16 protein-coding genes are annotated in these 18,602 nt (G+C 60.8%); 15 read left to right on the forward strand and 1 reads right to left on the reverse strand.

Annotated features, from left to right (window positions below; all coding sequences use genetic code 11):
- Positions 1 to 54 precede the first annotated feature (54 nt).
- Positions 55 to 1,419, reverse strand: coding sequence for a formimidoylglutamate deiminase (locus JIO00_RS01775; RefSeq protein ID WP_200667493.1), 1,365 nt, complete (start codon positions 1,417 to 1,419; stop codon positions 55 to 57).
- Between the two features lie 146 nt (positions 1,420 to 1,565).
- Between JIO00_RS01775 and hutC the strand changes: the two genes are divergently transcribed.
- The 15 genes from hutC (at position 1,566) to dtd (ending at position 18,595) form a co-directional block, all read left to right on the forward strand.
- Positions 1,566 to 2,276, forward strand: coding sequence for a histidine utilization repressor (hutC, locus tag JIO00_RS01780; protein WP_154505298.1), 711 nt, complete (start codon positions 1,566 to 1,568; stop codon positions 2,274 to 2,276).
- Entirely contained in the window at positions 2,273 to 2,842 is a 570-nt protein-coding gene (locus tag JIO00_RS01785) for a HutD/Ves family protein (RefSeq protein WP_200667495.1), read from the forward strand. The genes hutC and JIO00_RS01785 overlap by 4 nt, the downstream gene beginning before the upstream one ends.
- A 397-nt stretch (positions 2,843 to 3,239) precedes the next feature.
- Positions 3,240 to 4,928 carry a urocanate hydratase gene (gene hutU / locus JIO00_RS01790; RefSeq protein ID WP_083375241.1) on the forward strand — a complete coding sequence of 563 codons (1,689 nt, stop codon included), beginning with the start codon at positions 3,240 to 3,242 and terminating at the stop codon, positions 4,926 to 4,928.
- 111 nt (positions 4,929 to 5,039) lie between these two features.
- Positions 5,040 to 6,512: a purine-cytosine permease family protein gene (locus JIO00_RS01795; protein WP_010464523.1), complete on the forward strand. Its 1,473-nt coding sequence runs from the start codon at positions 5,040 to 5,042 to the stop codon at positions 6,510 to 6,512.
- 69 nt (positions 6,513 to 6,581) lie between these two features.
- The gene (locus JIO00_RS01800) at positions 6,582 to 7,550 is read left to right on the forward strand and encodes an ABC transporter substrate-binding protein (RefSeq protein ID WP_010464521.1); all 969 of its coding nucleotides are present in this window, start codon (positions 6,582 to 6,584) and stop codon (positions 7,548 to 7,550) included.
- Between the two features lie 70 nt (positions 7,551 to 7,620).
- A complete protein-coding gene (locus tag JIO00_RS01805) occupies positions 7,621 to 8,472 on the forward strand; it encodes an ABC transporter permease (RefSeq protein WP_010464518.1) in 852 nt (283 codons plus the stop codon).
- A complete protein-coding gene (locus JIO00_RS01810; protein WP_010464516.1) occupies positions 8,469 to 9,299 on the forward strand; it encodes a quaternary amine ABC transporter ATP-binding protein in 831 nt (276 codons plus the stop codon). Before JIO00_RS01805 ends, JIO00_RS01810 begins: the two co-directional genes overlap by 4 nt.
- 133 nt (positions 9,300 to 9,432) lie before the next feature.
- The gene (hutH, locus tag JIO00_RS01815) at positions 9,433 to 10,956 is read left to right on the forward strand and encodes a histidine ammonia-lyase (protein ID WP_200667497.1); all 1,524 of its coding nucleotides are present in this window, start codon (positions 9,433 to 9,435) and stop codon (positions 10,954 to 10,956) included.
- A gap of 120 nt (positions 10,957 to 11,076) precedes the next feature.
- Complete coding sequence (gene hutH, locus JIO00_RS01820; protein ID WP_010464511.1) at positions 11,077 to 12,609, forward strand: histidine ammonia-lyase; 1,533 nt, start codon at positions 11,077 to 11,079, stop codon at positions 12,607 to 12,609.
- 132 nt (positions 12,610 to 12,741) lie between these two features.
- Positions 12,742 to 13,947: an imidazolonepropionase gene (gene hutI / locus JIO00_RS01825; RefSeq protein WP_102593472.1), complete on the forward strand. Its 1,206-nt coding sequence runs from the start codon at positions 12,742 to 12,744 to the stop codon at positions 13,945 to 13,947.
- A 10-nt stretch (positions 13,948 to 13,957) separates the two neighbouring features.
- Positions 13,958 to 14,761 (forward strand): N-formylglutamate deformylase, encoded by an 804-nt coding sequence (gene hutG / locus JIO00_RS01830; RefSeq protein WP_010464507.1) that lies wholly within the window; start codon positions 13,958 to 13,960, stop codon positions 14,759 to 14,761.
- 311 nt (positions 14,762 to 15,072) lie between these two features.
- Positions 15,073 to 16,029 carry a choline ABC transporter substrate-binding protein gene (locus JIO00_RS01835; protein WP_083375236.1) on the forward strand — a complete coding sequence of 319 codons (957 nt, stop codon included), beginning with the start codon at positions 15,073 to 15,075 and terminating at the stop codon, positions 16,027 to 16,029.
- Between the two features lie 137 nt (positions 16,030 to 16,166).
- Complete coding sequence (locus JIO00_RS01840; RefSeq protein ID WP_200667499.1) at positions 16,167 to 17,084, forward strand: alpha/beta hydrolase; 918 nt, start codon at positions 16,167 to 16,169, stop codon at positions 17,082 to 17,084.
- Between the two features lie 105 nt (positions 17,085 to 17,189).
- Positions 17,190 to 18,161, forward strand: a complete 972-nt coding sequence (pip, locus tag JIO00_RS01845; protein ID WP_010464501.1) for a prolyl aminopeptidase — start codon at positions 17,190 to 17,192, stop codon at positions 18,159 to 18,161.
- Positions 18,158 to 18,595, forward strand: a complete 438-nt coding sequence (dtd, locus tag JIO00_RS01850) for a D-aminoacyl-tRNA deacylase (protein ID WP_010464499.1) — start codon at positions 18,158 to 18,160, stop codon at positions 18,593 to 18,595. Before pip ends, dtd begins: the two co-directional genes overlap by 4 nt.
- Positions 18,596 to 18,602: the final 7 nt, after the last annotated feature.

Consider the following 18,602-nt stretch of genomic DNA (forward strand, 5'->3'; position numbering starts at 1 on the left):
TGTTGAATTTGATCGCCCTGTCGCGAGCAGGCTCGCTCCCACATTTCGTTTGTGTCAGCCCAGGAGGTCGCGCAGGACTTGGGTAAACGCCCGATTGCTTTCTTCTTCTGCTGCATGACGCCCGCCACGCACCACCCACTGGCCATTGACCAGCACATCGCGCACCTGGCGATCGCCGCCGGCAAACAACCAACGATTGAGAATCCCGTCACCGCTGGCCGTTGCCAGGTACGGATCGTTGCCGTCCAGCACCAGCCAATCCGCACGTTTACCAACTTCCAGTGCACCGATCGGCTGCCCCAGCGCCTGAGCGCCGCCATCCAGCGCAGCGTCATATAGCGTGCGGCCAACCATCGGCTGATCCGCGCCATACAGCCGATTACGCCGCTGATCGCGCAGGCGCTGGCCGTATTCCAGCCAACGCAACTCTTCCACAACGCTCAATGACACATGGCTGTCGGACCCGATACCCATGCGTCCACCCTGCGCGAGGAAATCCACCGCCGGAAAAATCCCGTCGCCGAGGTTGGCTTCGGTGGTCAGGCACAGACCGGCGATGGCGCGACTCTTGGCCATCAACGTGACTTCTTCCGGATTGGCATGGGTCGCGTGGACCAGGCACCAGCGCTGATCGATTTCTGTATTTTCGTACAGCCATTGCAGAGGACGACGACCGCTCCAACTCAGGCAGTCATCGACTTCCTTCTGCTGTTCAGCGATATGAATGTGCACCGGGCACTGCTTGTCGCTGGCCGCCAGCACTTCGCTGATCTGCTGCGGTGTTACCGCGCGCAACGAGTGGAAACACAAGCCCAGCGACTGCGCCGGTTGCTGCGCCAGGATCGGCTGCAAACGCGACTGAAGCGTGAGGTAGTTCTCGGTGCTGTTGATGAAGCGGCGCTGACCGTCGTTCGGCGCCTGGCCGCCGAAACCGGAATGGCTGTAAAGCACCGGAAGCAAGGTCAGACCGATACCGGCGGAACTGGCCGCCTGGCTGATGCGCAGCGCCAGTTCGGCCGGATCAGCGTAAGGCTGGCCGTTGGTGTCGTGATGCACATAATGAAATTCCGCGACCGAGGTGTAACCGGCCTTGAGCATTTCGATGTACAGCTGGCGGGCGATGACGCCGAGTTGATCCGGGCTGATTTTTCCGACGAGGCGATACATCAAGTCGCGCCAGGTCCAGAAACTGTCATTCGGATTGCCCGCCACTTCCGCCAGCCCGGCCATGGCCCGCTGGAAGGCGTGGGAATGCAGATTCGGCATCCCCGGCAGCAGCGGACCGCTCAGCCGTTCGGCGCCATCTGCGTTGGAATCGGCCTGGATATGGGTCAAAACGCCCTCGGCGCTGACCTCAAGACGTACATTGTTGGCCCATCCACTAGGCAGCAGCGCGCGTTCGGCAAAGAAGGCGGACATGGTTCAGAACCCCATCGTGTGTTATTTGTATATACATATACAGACGTTTGCCTGCTCGGTAAACTCCGGCAAGCTAGCGACTTCTAACAGACGACCAAGGATTAACCGTGCCGACTCCGCCCCCAGTGTCACCGTTGGCCGCGAACATGGGCGACAGTCCGGCGCCCTTGTACGCCCGCGTCAAACAGATGATCACCCAGCAAATCGACAGTGGAAACTGGCCGCCGCACTACCGCGTTCCGTCGGAAAGCGAGCTGGTCAGCCAACTCGGTTTCAGCCGCATGACCATCAACCGCGCCCTGCGCGAGATGACCGCCGACGGTCTGCTGGTGCGTATGCAAGGTGTCGGCACGTTCGTCGCCGAGCCGAAAAGCCAGTCCGCGCTGTTTGAAGTGCACAACATCGCCGACGAAATCGCCTCCCGTGGCCATCGCCATACCTGCAAGGTGATCACCCTCGAAGAAGAGGCCGCCGGTTCCGAGCGCGCTTTGGCGCTGGACATGCGCGAAGGCCAGCGGGTTTTCCATTCGCTGATCGTGCATTTCGAAAACGACATTCCGGTGCAAATCGAAGACCGTTTCGTCAACGCGCTGGTGGCGCCGGACTACCTCAAGCAGGACTTCACCCTGCAAACGCCTTACGCCTATCTGAACCAGGTCGCGCCGCTGACCGAAGGCGAGCACGTGGTCGAGGCGATTCTGGCCGAGGCCTCAGAGTGCAAATTGCTGCAGATTGAAAAGGGCGAGCCGTGCCTGCTGATTCGTCGCCGCACCTGGTCCGGCCGCCAGCCGGTAACCGCCGCCCGTTTGATCCACCCTGGTTCCCGTCATCGTCTGGAAGGTCGGTTTCATAAATGAATGTAACGAAGATTCTACGCGCAAAAGATTACCCGCGAATGCCGTGGAAAAACGGCGGTGGCAGCACCGAAGAAATCACCCGCGATGCGGGGACCGGGCTTGACGGCTTCGGCTGGCGCCTGTCGATTGCCGATATCGCCGAATCCGGCGGATTCTCGACGTTCGTCGGCTATGAGCGGGTGATCACCGTGTTGCAAGGCGACGGTATGACCTTGCGGGTTGACGGCCAGGACACGCCTCCATTGTTACCGTTGGAGCCTTTTGCGTTCAGCGGCGAAAGCCACGTGATCTGCACCTTGCTGGGCGGGCCGATTCGCGACTTCAACCTGATTTATGCGCCCCAGCGTTACTACGCGCGGTTGCAGTGGCTGGCCGGTGAGCAGCAGTTTTTCAGCTCGGCTGGCACCGTGCTCATATTTAGTGTCACTGACGAGCTTGTCGTGAAGGTCGGCAACAGCGCCTCGCAACTCGGTCGCCATGATTGCCTGCAACTCGGTGGTAACTCCGGCCTGCTGGAAGTTTCCAGTAACGGCCCGTGCTGTGTGATCGAGCTGACTGCACGCTGATCCAATACCACCACTGATCGTTCCCACGCAGAGCTTGGGAGCGATCAACTGATTCGAAACTGCGCACCACTTTGTTACCGAACGCCCCAGCGTGGCGCAAAACCATGCCCAAGTAACAGCAGTCACCCCCCCTCGCAAAATCCCCCGAAAAATTTCATCGTTGCCAGAACCCTTGATCCAGGCGCGTTCCAGCCCGTTTAAAACTTTTCTTGAACGGCCCTCCAACAAGTTGGCCGCTTGATTGCATATGCTTGTATGTACAAGTAAAGACGTATGCGTATGAGTCGACCGAGACTCCTCGCAACGTCCACTGATTCGCTTGTGGCGCAACAGTGCGCACAGGCTGGCTTACCCACCGCCAGGGTTGGTTTGGATTGATCGCTGAGGAGTCTTTTTCGTGACTGACAATACCCAGAAACCTACTAAATACCGTGATGTTGAAATCCGTGCCGCCCGCGGTAACAAGCTGACCGCCAAGAGCTGGCTGACCGAAGCGCCGCTGCGCATGCTGATGAACAACCTCGACCCGGAAGTTGCCGAGAACCCTAAAGAACTGGTGGTTTACGGTGGTATCGGTCGTGCGGCGCGTAACTGGGAATGCTACGACAAGATCGTCGAAAGCCTGACCAACCTGAATGACGACGAGACCCTGCTGGTGCAATCCGGCAAGCCGGTCGGCGTGTTCAAGACACACACCAATGCTCCGCGCGTGCTGATTGCCAACTCCAACCTGGTGCCACACTGGGCGAGCTGGGAGCACTTCAACGAACTCGACGCCAAAGGCCTGGCCATGTACGGCCAGATGACCGCCGGCAGCTGGATTTACATCGGCAGCCAGGGCATCGTCCAGGGCACTTACGAAACCTTCGTCGAAGCCGGTCGCCAACATTACAACGATGACCTGAAAGGTCGTTGGGTCCTGACCGCAGGCCTCGGCGGCATGGGTGGCGCTCAGCCTCTGGCTGCAACCCTGGCCGGTGCTTGCTCGCTGAACATCGAATGCCAACAGGTGAGCATCGATTTCCGCCTGAACAGCCGCTATGTCGATGAACAAGCCACCGACCTCGACGACGCCCTGGCCCGCATCGAAAAATACACCAAGGAAGGCAAGGCGATTTCCATCGCGCTGCTGGGTAACGCGGCAGAAATCCTGCCGGAACTGGTCAAGCGCGGCGTGCGCCCGGACATGGTCACCGACCAGACCAGCGCCCACGACCCGCTCAACGGTTACCTGCCAGCCGGCTGGACCTGGGAAGAGTACCGCGCTCGCGCCAAGACCGAGCCTGCTGCCGTGGTCAAAGCCGCCAAGCAATCGATGGCCGTGCACGTTAAAGCGATGCTCGAATTCCAGAAAATGGGTATTCCGACCTTCGACTACGGCAACAACATCCGTCAGATGGCGCAAGAAGAAGGCGTCGAGAACGCATTCGACTTCCCGGGTTTCGTACCGGCTTACATCCGTCCGCTGTTCTGCCGCGGCATCGGTCCATTTCGTTGGGCTGCACTGTCGGGTAACGCTGAAGACATCTACAAGACCGACGCCAAGGTCAAAGAACTGATCCCGGACGACGCCCACCTGCACAACTGGCTGGACATGGCCCGCGAGCGCATCAGCTTCCAGGGGCTGCCGGCCCGAATCTGCTGGGTTGGCCTGGGCCAGCGCGCCAAGCTGGGTCTGGCGTTCAACGAAATGGTGCGCAGCGGCGAGTTGTCCGCGCCGATCGTGATCGGTCGCGACCACCTGGACTCCGGTTCGGTCGCCAGCCCGAACCGCGAAACCGAATCGATGCAGGATGGCTCCGACGCCGTGTCCGACTGGCCACTGCTCAACGCCTTGCTCAACACTGCGAGCGGCGCGACCTGGGTTTCCCTGCACCACGGCGGCGGCGTCGGCATGGGCTTCTCCCAGCATTCGGGCATGGTGATTGTCTGCGACGGTACTGACGAAGCGGCCGAGCGTATCGCTCGCGTCCTGCACAACGACCCGGCCACCGGTGTCATGCGTCACGCCGATGCCGGTTACCAGATCGCGATCGACTGCGCCAAGGAACAAGGGCTGAACCTGCCGATGATTACCGGCAAATAAACCAGGCTTTGGCCTGATGCAAAACCTGTAGGAGTGAGCGATACGGCGCCCCGCATCGCTCGCTCCTACAGGGATCACCAACACCGACAAACAATCCACAGAGGTTGAACAATGGCTGTTAATGACGATCGTGCAGGCAGTAAACCGTTGATCGAGACACGTTCGATCGACTACATCCCGGAAGCGGAAAGACACGGTCGTCTGTTAAGCCAGTTCACCCTGTGGATGGGTGCCAACCTGCAGATCACCGCGATTGTCACCGGGGCGCTCGCCGTGGTGCTGGGCGGTGATGTGTTCTGGTCGCTGATCGGTCTGCTGATCGGTCAACTGCTGGGCGGTGGCGTGATGGCGTTGCATGCAGCGCAAGGGCCAAAACTTGGCCTGCCGCAGATGATCTCCAGCCGCGTACAGTTCGGCGTTTATGGTGCGGCCATCCCAATCGTGCTGGTCTGCCTGATGTACCTGGGCTTCACCGCAACGGGAACCGTGCTTTCCGGCCAGGCGCTGGGCCAGTTGTTTGGCGTCAGCGACAGCGTCGGTATCCTCATCTTCGCCAGTGTCATCGTGCTGGTCACGGTGCTCGGTTATCGGGTGATCCATTTCATCGGCCGTGTCGCCAGCGTCATCGGCGTGATTGCCTTTGTTTATCTGTTCAGCCGTCTGATGAGCCAGACTGATGTGGGTGCACTCCTGCAAATCCGCCACTTCAGCTGGAGCAGCTTCCTGCTTGCGGTGTCCCTCGCGGCATCCTGGCAGATCGCCTTCGGTCCTTACGTGGCTGACTACTCGCGCTACCTGCCGAGCAAGACTTCCTCGGTGAAAACCTTTTTCGCCGCTGGCGCGGGTTCGGTGATTGGTGCACAGGTGGCGATGATCCTCGGCGTGTTTGCCGCCGCTTCGGCCAACGGACAATTCGCCGGCCACGAAGTGGCCTATATCGTGGGTCTGGGCGGCACCGGTGCCACCGCTGCGCTGCTGTATTTCAGCATCGCGTTCGGCAAGGTCACCATCTCCACGCTGAACTCCTACGGCAGCTTCATGTGCATCGCGACCATCATCAGCGGTTTCCGTGGTCACCTGCAGGTATCGCGCTTGCAACGTCTGGTGTTCGTGCTGTTCATCGTCGGTACGGCCACCCTGATCGCGTTGCTCGGTCAGCACTCGTTCCTCGGTGCGTTCAAGTCCTTCATCCTGTTCCTGCTGGCGTTCTTTACGCCATGGAGCGCGATCAACCTGGTGGACTACTACTGCATCACTCGCGAGCGTTATGACGTGCCGGCGCTGGCCGATCCAAAGGGTCGCTATGGCCGTTGGAACCCACTCGGCATCAGCATCTATGTCTTCGGTGTGCTGGTACAACTGCCGTTCATCGCCACCAAGTTCTATACCGGTCCGCTGGTGGAAACCCTGGGTGGTGTGGATATTTCCTGGATCATCGGTCTGGTGCTTCCCGCAGCCCTGTACTACGTCTGTGCGAAAAAATGGCACGGCTCGGTACCCGATCACCTGATTCTGCCGGTTGAGCAGGACAGCGTTGTACAACAAAAAACAAGTGGGGCTGGTCGCGCTGCGGCGCAGGCCTGATTGGACGTGGACAGGGCTGGATGCCTCTTGACTGCCGTAAGCCAATTCATGATTAGGAGCGTCACTACAATGAAATCGAACAAGACCCTGCTGACCACATTGCTGTCCATGGGCCTGCTCGCCAGCGCCGGCGCCACTCAGGCTGCCGGTTGGTGCGAGTCGGGCAAACCGGTGAAGTTCGCCGGCCTGAACTGGGAAAGTGGCATGCTGCTGACCGACGTGATGCAAATCGTGTTGGAGAAGGGCTACGACTGTAAGACCGACAGCCTGCCGGGCAACTCCATCACCATGGAAAACGCCCTGAGCAGCAACGACATTCAAGTGTTCGCCGAAGAGTGGGTTGGCCGCAGCGAAGTCTGGAACAAGGCCGAGAAGGCCGGCAAGGTTGTCGGTGTCGGCGCTCCGGTCGTTGGCGCAATCGAAGGCTGGTACGTGCCGCGCTACGTGATCGAAGGCGACGCCAAGCGCAAGCTGGAGCCCAAGGCCCCGGACCTGAAAGCAATCGCCGACCTGGGTAAATACGCCGCCGTGTTCAAGGACCAGGAAGAGCCTTCCAAGGGCCGTTTCTACAACTGCCCGGCCGGCTGGACCTGTGAACTCGACAACAGCGAAATGCTGAAAAGCTACGGCCTGGAAAGTACCTACACCAACTTCCGTCCGGGCACCGGCCCGGCGCTGGATGCCGCGGTGCTGTCGAGCTACAAGCGTGGAGAGCCGATCCTGTTCTACTACTGGTCGCCCACCCCGCTGATGGGCCAGGTCGACCTGGTCAAGCTTGAAGAAAAACCAGGCGTGAACAAGGAAGTGACCATCAAGGTCGGCCTGTCCAAGACGTTCCACGAGCAAGCCCCGGAACTGGTGGCGGTGCTGGAAAAGGTCAACCTGCCGATCGACCTGCTCAACCAGAACCTCGGGCGCATGGCCAAAGAGCGGATCGAGTCGCCAAAACTGGCCAAGATCTTCTTGAAGGAACATCCTGAAGTCTGGCACGCATGGGTAAGCGAAGACGCAGCCAAGAAAATCGACGCGGCCTTGTAGGTTGGGCCTCTCCGACTGTCGGCAACGGCAGTCGGGTGCTTGATCGCAACCCCTTGATTGAGAGTCTCTTATGTTTCCCGAAAGCTTTACCTTTTCCATCGCCGACTGGGTCAACGGTTGGGTCGATTCGCTGGTCACCAACTACGGCGATGTGTTCCGGCATATCTCCGACACCCTGTTGTGGGCCATCGTCAATCTTGAAGGGTTGCTGCGTGCGGCGCCCTGGTGGCTGATGCTGGCCATCGTGGCGGGCGTTGCCTGGCACGCGACTCGTAAAGTGGTGACCACGGCAGTCATCGTCGGCCTGCTGTTCCTGGTGGGTGCGGTCGGCCTCTGGGACAAGCTAATGCAGACCCTGGCGCTGATGATGGTGGCCACGGTCATTTCGGTGCTGATCGGCATCCCGCTGGGCATTCTCTCGGCACGCAGCAATCGCCTGCGTTCGGTGCTGATGCCGTTGCTGGACATCATGCAGACCATGCCGAGTTTCGTGTACCTGATCCCGGTGCTGATGCTGTTCGGCCTGGGCAAGGTGCCGGCGATTTTCGCTACCGTGATCTACGCTGCGCCACCGCTGATCCGCCTGACCGACCTGGGCATCCGCCAGGTGGACGGTGAAGTGATGGAGGCGATCAACGCCTTCGGTGCCAACCGTTGGCAACAACTGTTTGGCGTGCAACTGCCGCTGGCCCTGCCGAGCATCATGGCCGGGATCAACCAGACCACCATGATGGCCCTGTCGATGGTGGTGATTGCCTCGATGATTGGCGCCCGTGGCTTGGGTGAAGACGTGTTGGTGGGGATTCAGACCCTCAACGTCGGACGTGGCCTGGAAGCCGGTCTGGCGATCGTGATTCTGGCAGTGGTCATCGACCGCATTACTCAGGCGTATGGTCGGCCACGGCATGAGGTGAGCAAATGAACGACGCAACCGTGAGCAAAATCGAAGTCAAAAACGTCTTCAAGATTTTCGGCAACCGCTCCAAGGACGCGCTGGGCATGATTGGCCAGGGCAAAACCAAGGATCAGGTGCTGGCCGAAACCGGCTGCGTGGTCGGCGTGAACGACTTGTCGTTGAGCATCGGCACCGGCGAGATCTTCGTGATCATGGGCCTGTCGGGTTCCGGCAAATCGACCCTGGTGCGCCACTTCAACCGCCTGATCGACCCCACCAGCGGCGCGATCCTGGTGGACGGCGTGGACATCCTGCAATACGACATGGAAGCCCTGCGCGAATTTCGCCGGCACAAGATCAGCATGGTGTTCCAGAGCTTCGGCCTGCTGCCGCACAAGACCGTGATCGACAATGTCGCCTACGGCCTGAAAGTGCGTGGCGAGAGCAAGCAAATGTGCTCCGAGCGTGCGCTGCACTGGATCAATACCGTGGGCCTGAAAGGCTACGAAAACAAATACCCGCACCAGCTCTCGGGCGGCATGCGTCAGCGTGTTGGCCTGGCCCGCGCCCTGGCGGCAGACACCGACATCATCCTGATGGACGAGGCCTTCAGTGCGCTTGATCCGTTGATCCGCGCGGAGATGCAGGACCAGTTGCTGGAACTGCAAAAGACCCTGCACAAGACCATCGTCTTTATCACCCACGACCTCGATGAGGCCGTGCGCATAGGTAACCGCATCGCGATCCTCAAGGACGGCCGCCTGATCCAGGTGGGCACGCCGAGAGAGATCCTGCATTCGCCGGCGGATGAGTATGTGGACCGGTTCGTCCAGCGTCGGGCGGCGGTGGTTTAAAGGTTTGCGGCGGTTGTGCCGGCCTATTCGCGAGCAGGCTCGCTCCCACAATTGGAATGCGTACCCTGTGGGAGCGAGCCTGCTCGCGAAAGCGTCGGCAAAGCTGCATCAATATTCAGGTAAGAGGTCAAAGATGTCCCAGGCTGAAAAAATCGTTATCGCCGACGCCCCGTTGCGTTGGCAGGATGTGGTTGCCGTCGCCCGTCATGGCGCTCAGCTTGAGCTGTCGGCCCAGGCCTGGGCGCGGATCGAGAATGCCCAGGCGATCGTCCAGCGCATCGTCGCCAGCGGCGAGCGAGCGTATGGCGTCAACACGGGCCTGGGTGCGTTGTGCAACGTCTCGCTCAAAGACGAACAACTGAGCCAGCTGTCGCGCAACACCTTGCTCAGCCACGCTTGTGGCGTTGGCGCTCCGCTGGCCGACGAGCAGACCCGTGCAATCATGTGCGCGGCGATCCGCAATTACAGCCATGGCAAATCCGGCATTCATCGCCGGGTGGTCGAAGCCCTCCTGGCGCTGCTCAATCGCGGCATCACCCCGCAAGTGCCGTCCCAGGGTTCGGTCGGTTACCTGACCCACATGGCGCACATCAGCATCGCGCTGTTGGGTGTCGGCAATGTCAGTTATCGCGGGCAGATCGTTACCGCCCAGCAAGCCCTGGCCGAAGAAGGACTGCAACCGGTTCAGTTGGGGGCCAAAGATGGCTTGTGCCTGGTCAACGGCACGCCGTGCATGTCCGGCCTCAGCTGTCTGGCGATTGCCGATGCGACGCGCCTGGTGCAATGGGCCGACGTGATCGGCGCCATGAGTTTCGAAGCCCAGCGTGGCCAGATCGCGGCGTTCGATGCCGAAATTATTGCGCTCAAAGCGCATCCGGGCATGCAGCAGGTCGGCATCAATCTGCGAGCGTTGCTGGATGGCAGTGAAGTGATTGCATCGAGCAAAGGCATTCGCACGCAGGATGCGTTGAGCATCCGTTCAATCCCGCAAGTCCACGGTGCTGCACGGGATCAACTGACGCACGCGATCCGCCAGATCGAAACCGAACTCAACGGCTGCACCGACAACCCGTTGCTGCTGGGTACGCCAGACAACTTCCGTGTCATGTCCCAAGCCAACCCGCATGGCCAATCCGTGGCCCTGGCGGCGGATTTGCTGGCCATCGCCATGGCCGAAATCGGCTCCATCGCCGAGCGTCGCCTGGACCGCCTGATCAACCCGCACGTCAGTGGTCTGCCAGCGTTTTTGGTGGCCAACCCCGGGGTAAATTCCGGAATGATGATCGTCCAGTACGTCGCCGCGTCGCTGTGCGCGGAAAATCGCCAATTGGCGCAACCGGCCGTGCTCGACAACTACGTCACCTCGGGCCTGCAGGAAGACCACTTGAGCATGGGCACCAACGCGGCGCTGAAGCTGCATCGTGCCTTGGAAAACTGCACGCAGATCCTCGCCATCGAGTACCTGCTGGCGGCCCAGGCGTTTGAATTTCTCAAGGAACAGCGTTTTGGCGCAGGCACCGATGCCGCGTGGCGTCTGCTGCGTGAACGCGTCCCGGCCTATGACCAGGACCGCTGGCTGGCGCCGGACATCGCCGCCGCTGCCGGCGTGTTGAAAGATCCGATTTTGCTGCACAAGGCGTTACCGAACCTCAACTGATTCCTACATCAAACCAGCGTGCCAAGGCGCCAGCCCCCCACGAGGCGGGAAGCGACGGACAACGGACATTTCCGGAGCGTCTGGTTAGTTAACAAAAAGACTCTCAAAAGGAGAATAAAAGTGACTGCGCTAAATTTGATTCCCGGCCAACTGAGCCTTGCCCAACTGCGTGATATCTATCAGCAACCGGTCAAAATCACCCTCGACAACAGTGCATCAAAGCAGATCGAAGCCAGCGTTGCCTGCGTGGAACAGATCCTCGCCGAGAACCGCACCGCCTACGGCATCAACACCGGTTTCGGCCTGCTGGCTTCGACCCGCATCGCCAGCGAAGACCTGGAAAACCTGCAGCGCTCGCTGGTGCTGTCCCATGCCGCCGGTGTCGGCGAGCCGATCAGCGACGCGCTGGTGCGGTTGGTCATGGTGCTCAAGGTCAACAGCCTGAGCCGTGGTTTCTCCGGCATTCGCCGCGTCGTGATTGACGCGTTGATCGCGCTGATCAACGCCGAGGTTTACCCGCACATTCCATTGAAAGGTTCAGTCGGTGCGTCCGGCGATTTGGCGCCTTTGGCCCACATGTCCCTGGTGTTGCTGGGTGAAGGCAAGGCCCGCTACAAAGGCGAGTGGATGGAAGCGACTGAAGCACTGAAAGTCGCCGGCCTGACGCCGTTGACCCTGGCGGCGAAAGAAGGCCTGGCGCTGCTCAACGGTACTCAGGTGTCGACCGCTTATGCGCTGCGCGGTCTGTTCGAAGGCGAAGATCTGTTCGCCGGTGCCGTGGCGATTGGTGCCCTGACGGTCGAAGCCGTGCTGGGTTCGCGTTCGCCGTTCGACGCGCGCATCCACGCCGCCCGTGGCCAGAAAGGCCAGATCGACGCCGCTGCCGCCTACCGTGATCTGCTGGGCGAGCGCAGTGAAGTATCCGACTCGCATCAGAACTGCGAAAAGGTCCAGGACCCGTACTCCCTGCGCTGCCAGCCGCAAGTCATGGGCGCCTGCCTGACTCAGTTCCGTCAGGCGGCCGAAGTGCTGGCCGTCGAAGCCAACGCCGTTTCCGATAACCCTCTGGTCTTCGCCGCTGAAGGCGACGTGATCTCCGGTGGTAACTTCCACGCCGAACCGGTGGCCATGGCCGCTGACAACATGGCCCTGGCTATCGCTGAAATCGGTTCCCTGAGCGAACGCCGCATCTCGCTGATGATGGACAAGCACATGTCGCAACTGCCGCCGTTCCTGGTGGCCAATGGCGGGGTGAACTCCGGTTTCATGATCGCCCAAGTGACTGCGGCGGCACTGGCTAGCGAGAACAAGGCGTTGTCCCATCCGCATTCGGTGGACAGCCTGCCGACTTCCGCGAACCAGGAAGATCACGTATCGATGGCACCGGCTGCCGGCAAGCGCTTGTGGGAAATGGCTGAAAACACGCGCGGTGTGTTGGCGGTGGAATGGTTGGCGGCGGTTCAGGGGCTGGATTTGCGTGAAGGTCTGAAGACTTCGGCGAAGCTGGAAAACGCCCGTGGGATTCTGCGTAAAGAAGTGCCGTTCTATGAGAAGGATCGCTTCTTTGCGCCGGACATCAATGCGGCGACTGAACTGTTGGCCACGCGTTGCCTGAATGAACTGGTGTCGGCCAGGCTTTTGCCGAGCCTTTAACCCCCACCCACCGATCGCTCCCACGCTCTGCGTGGGAATGCCGCCCGTGACGCTCCGCGTCACCGGACGCAGAGCGTCCCTAGAGGCATTCCCACGTGGAGCGTGGGAACGATCAAAGACGAGGAACTCGGGATGAAAACTCTCTGGCAACACTGCCACGTCGCAACCATGGCGCAAGGCGTCTACTCGATCATCGAGGATGCGGCCATCGTGACGTCCGGTGCGCACATTGAGTGGGTCGGCCCGCGCAGTGAACTGCCGTCGGGTGAGTACCCGGCGGTCAATGATTTGAAAGGGGCCTGGGTCACCCCGGGCCTGATCGACTGCCACACCCACACGGTGTTCGGCGGTAACCGCAGCGGTGAATTCGAACAGCGCCTGAAAGGTGTCAGCTACGCGGAAATTGCAGCAGCCGGTGGCGGCATCGCCAGCACCGTGCGCGCCACCCGTGCAGCGACCGAAGATGAGCTGTTCGCCAGCGCCGCCAAGCGTCTGAAAAGCCTGATGCGCGACGGCGTGACCACGGTCGAAATGAAATCCGGCTACGGCCTCGACCTGGCCAGTGAACGCAAGATCCTGCGAGTCATCCGTCGTCTCGGCGCCGAACTGCCGGTCAGCGTGCGCAGCACGTGCCTGGCCGCTCATGCGTTGCCACCGGAATATGCGGATCGCGCCGACGACTACATCGATCACATCTGCGCTGAAATGCTCCCGGCCCTGGCCGCCGAAGGGTTGGTGGATGCGGTGGACGCGTTCTGCGAATACCTGGCCTTTTCGCCGGCACAGGTCGAGCGGGTGTTCATCACCGCACAAGAACTGGGTCTGCCGGTGAAGCTGCACGCCGAGCAATTGTCGTCGCTGCACGGTTCGAGCCTGGCGGCGCGTTACCACGCTCTGTCGGCCGATCACCTGGAATTCATGACCGAAGACGACGCCATCGCCATGGCCAGATCCGGCACCGTCGCGGTGCTGCTACCCGGTGCGTTTTACTTCCTGCGTGAAACCCAGTTGCCACCGATGGATGCCCTGCGCAAACACGGCGTGAAAATCGCCATCGCCAGCGACCTCAACCCCGGCACGTCACCGGCGCTGTCGTTGCGCTTGATGCTGAACATGGCCTGCACCTGTTTCCGCATGACCCCGGAAGAAGCCTTGGCGGGCGCGACCATTCATGCCGCCACCGCGCTGGGCATGGCTGACACTCACGGTTCGCTGGAAGCCGGCAAGGTCGCGGATTTCGTCGCCTGGCAAATCGATCGTCCCGCCGATCTGTCGTACTGGCTGGGCGGTGACCTGGAAAAACGCGTCGTGCGTCACGGCGTCGAAACGAGCGTTTAGGAGAGCAGTTGTGGATAAGGTTCTGAACTTCAAACAAGGTCGCGTGCCGCTGCTGATCAGCATGCCCCACGCCGGCCTGCGCCTGACTCCGGCGGTGGAAGCCGGGTTGATCCCCGATGCGCGCAGCCTGCCGGACACGGACTGGCACATTCCCCAACTTTATGAGTTCGCTGCCGAACTGGGCGCCAGTACATTGGCTGCCGAGTACTCGCGCTTCGTCATCGACTTGAACCGTCCGTCTGACGACAAGCCGCTGTATGTCGGCGCCACCACCGGTCTGTATCCGGCGACGCTGTTCGACGGTATTCCGTTGTTCCGTGAAGGGATGGAACCGTCGGCGGCGGAACGAGCGACGTATCTGGAGCAGGTGTGGACGCCGTATCACACCACCCTGCAGAACGAACTGGCGCGACTCAAAGCCGAGTTCGGCTACGCGCTGCTGTTCGATGCGCATTCGATCCGCTCGATCATCCCGCACCTGTTCGACGGCAAGCTGCCGGACTTCAACCTCGGCACCTTCAACGGCGCCAGTTGCGATCCACAGTTGGCTACTCAGCTGGAAGCGATCTGCGCCAGGCACACCGATTACAGCCACGTGCTGAACGGTCGCTTCAAGGGCGGCCACATCACCCGGCATTACGGCAACCCGGCCGAAAACATTCATGCGGTGCAACTGGAGCTAGGGCAGTGCACGTACATGGAAGAGTTTGAGCCGTTTCGCTATCGCCCGGACCTGGCGGCGCCGACGCAGGTTGTGCTCAAGGAATTGCTGCAAGGTCTGCTGGCCTGGGGCCAAAAGCACTACAACGCATAACCCTGTGGGAGCGCGCTTTTGTGGCGAGGGCGCTTGCTCCCGCTCGGCGGCGAAGCCGTCGTAAACCCGGCGAGTCGGGTGTATCTGATAACACTCGGTTGAATGGGTTGGGTACTGCTTCGCAACTCAGCGGGAGCAAGCTCCCTCGCCACAGGGTGGGGTTGGTCTCGCTACCTGAGCGGAACGGTCGCCACCGTGCAAATCTCGGTCGCTACAGTTCGCTTTTACCCTCTCGACGCTGCGTAATGTGCTGGTCACGGTGCAAGAAGACACCGGCCCTCACAATAATCTGCCGCACGAGAACGCTCTCTATGACAAGCACCAAAGGTTTGTTCACCCGCTGTCTCTCAATCCTCTGCGGCACCGCTCTTCTGAGCACTAGCGTCCTGGCCAGTGACGACGCGTCCTGCAAGGCCGTGCGCATGGGCGTGGTCAACTGGACCGACGTGATCGCCACCAGCGGCATGGCTGACGTATTGCTTAACGGCCTCGGCTACGAAAGCAAGCAAACCAGCGCCGTGCAGCAAATCATCTTTGCCGGCATCCGCGACAAACGCCTCGATATCTTCCTCGGTTACTGGAAACCGGCGATGGACAAGAACATCGCGCCGTTCCTCGATGCCAAACAAGTGAAGGTCCTGGATAAGCCGAGCCTGGCCGACGCGCAGGCAACGCTCGCGGTGCCTCAGTACGTTGCGGACGCCGGGCTGAAAACCTTCGCTGACATCGCCAAGTTCAAAGACAAGCTCGGCGGCAAGATCTATGGCATCGAGCCCGGCAGTGGCGCCAACACCACGATCAAAACCATGATCGAGACCAATCACTTCGGCTTGAAAGACTTCAAGCTGATCGAGTCCGGTGAGGCCGGCATGCTCGCGGCCGTTCAGCGGGCGGTGAACCGTAAAGAGTTCGTGGTGTTCGTCGGTTGGACCCCGCACCCCATGAACATCAACATGAAAATCGCCTACCTGACCGGCAGCGAAGACGTTTATGGCCCCAACGAAGGCGCAGCGACGGTCTCGACTGTGACGTCCCCGGACTATGCCGAACGTTGCCCGAACGTGAACCGTTTGCTGGAGAACCTGACTTTCACCGCCGCCCAGGAAAGCCAGTTGATGGTGCCGATCATGGAGCGCAAGACGCCTCAGGACGTTGCCCGGCAATGGCTGCGTGATCATCCCGAAGACCTTCAGCGCTGGCTGGCCGGTGTGACCAGCTTTGAGGGCAAGGAGGGCGTGGCGACCGTTCTGGCCAGCTTGAAGCCCTAAACGCAAAACCTGTGGGAGCGAGCCTGCTCGCGAAGACGGAGTGTCAGTCGACATCAATGTTGACTGACACTCCGCTTTCGCGAGCGGGGCTCGCTCCCACAGGGGTTGGCCCCATCTCCTGAACGGGCACCAGACCCATGAAGCCTTACCCGATTTCTGAAAAAATGTCGGCATTCGTCGAGAAAACCGTCAGCTTCAACAGCACCGACAGCAGCCTCGACGGTTTGCGCCAGGCCTACAGCGCGATGTGCCGGGCGTTCACTCCGCCACGTCCCGCCGGGCTCTACGTGGTCGATTTCGAGTTGGCCGGCGTGCCGGTGCGGTCTTATCAGCCGCCGGTTTCACCTCCGACCGGCGGTGGACCGTGCATCGTGTATCTGCATGGCGGTGGTTGGGTGGTAGGGGATCTGGAATCCCACGATTTCATCTGCGCCGAACTGGCGTCGACACTCGGCGCACTGGTGATCGCGGTCGATTACCGATTGGCACCGGAACATCCTTTTCCGGCGGCGTTCAATGATTGCCTGGGCGTCTGGCGCGCGCTGCGAAGCGGACCTTTTCGGCTTGATCCCGGACGAACGCTGGTGGCGGGGGACAGTGCCGGTGGCAATCTGGCTGCTGCGTTGTGTCTGGCGCTGCGGGATGCGGGCGAGCCGGTCCCGGCGGCGCAGGTTTTGATCTATCCGGGACTGGGCGGCGATCGCTCGTTGCCGTCGCGTAGCGAATGCATCGACGCGCCATTGCTCGCCAGCAGCGATGTGGATTGTTATCACGCCTTGTACCTGCGCGGCACCCGACAGCCGGGCGCCTATGCCATGCCGTTGCTCGTCGAAGACTTTGGCGGGCTGCCGCCGGCATTGATTGCCGTGGCGCAATTCGATCCGCTGCGCGATGACGGCGTGCTCTATGCCGAGCATCTCCAGGCCGCGGGTGTGCCCACCACGCTTTACTATGGAAAAGGGCTGGTTCATGGCTGTTTGCGGGCCCGGGGCCAGGTCGCCGAGGTCGACTTGCTGTATGAAACGCTGCTCGGGTTTTTGGCTGACAGGTTATGACGCTGCAAGGGGCATGCTCATTGGCGTAATTCGGGTTTATGATGCCGGACGGCAGAATAATAGAAGTCCCCCCAGGGATGACCTCGACCCCTTACGGAGCGCGCAATGCAGACTTTGTACCCGCAGATCAAACCCCACGCCCGGCACGATCTGGCCGTCGATGAAACTCACACCCTGTATGTCGACGAAAGCGGTTCACCGGAAGGTTTGCCGGTGGTGTTCATCCACGGCGGCCCCGGTGCCGGGTGTGATGCCCAGAGTCGACGGTACTTCGATCCGAACATGTACCGCATCGTGACCTTCGACCAGCGCGGTTGCGGGCGCTCCACGCCCCACGCCAGTCTTGAAAACAACACCACCTGGGATCTGGTCGCCGACCTTGAGCGCATTCGCAAACACCTGGGCATCGAAAAATGGGTGCTGTTTGGCGGCTCTTGGGGCTCGACCCTGGCGCTGGCCTACGCGCAAACCCACCCGGAGCGTGTACACGGTCTGATCCTGCGCGGGATTTTTCTCTGCCGGCCGCAGGAAATCGAGTGGTTCTACCAGTGTGGCGCCAGCCGTCTGTTCCCCGATTACTGGCAGGACTATGTCGCGCCGATTCCATTGGATGAGCGCGGCGACCTGCTCAGCGCTTTCCACAAGCGCCTGACCGGCAACGATCAGATCGCCCAGATGCATGCGGCCAAGGCCTGGTCCACCTGGGAAGGCCGGACCGCGACCTTGCGTCCGAATCCGCTGGTGGTTGATCGCTTCTCCGAGCCGCAGCGCGCATTGTCCATCGCACGTATCGAATGTCACTACTTCACCAACAATGCCTTCCTCGAGCCGAACCAGCTGATTCGCGACATGGGCAAGATCGCCCATTTGCCTGGCGTGATCGTCCACGGTCGTTATGACGTGATCTGCCCGCTGGACAACGCCTGGGAACTGCACCAAGCCTGGCCGAACAGTGAACTCCAGGTGATCCGCGACGCCGGCCACGCCGCGTCCGAGCCGGGCATCACCGATGCACTGGTGCGTGCCGCCGGGCAGATGGCTCGCCGCTTGCTCGACCTGCCGCCCGAAGAAGCATGAAAGGCCTGTTGCAACGCGTGCATGGCGCGCGAGTCGAGGTAGCGGGGGAGGTGGTGGGGGCGGTCGATCAGGGATTATTGGTGCTGGTGGCGGTAGAGCCCGAGGATACTCGTGCCAGCGCCGACAAACTTCTGCATAAACTGCTTAACTATCGAGTATTCAGTGACGCCGAGGGCAAGATGAATCTGTCTTTGGCGGATGTAGGCGGCGGGTTGCTGCTGGTCTCGCAGTTCACCCTGGCCGCAGACACCAAGAGCGGGTTGCGCCCGAGTTTTTCGACCGCTGCCCCTCCGGCCCTGGGCGAGGAGCTTTTCGACTATTTATTAAGCAAAGCGAAACAGGTGCATGGCACTGTGGCATCAGGTAGATTCGGCGCGGATATGCAGGTGCACCTGGTCAACGATGGCCCGGTCACCTTCCTGTTACAGACGTGAAAGCACT

Origin of the sequence: Pseudomonas sp. SW-3, from assembly GCF_016615645.1 — a bacterium.
In the GTDB taxonomy this organism is placed as follows: domain Bacteria; phylum Pseudomonadota; class Gammaproteobacteria; order Pseudomonadales; family Pseudomonadaceae; genus Aquipseudomonas; species Aquipseudomonas mandelii.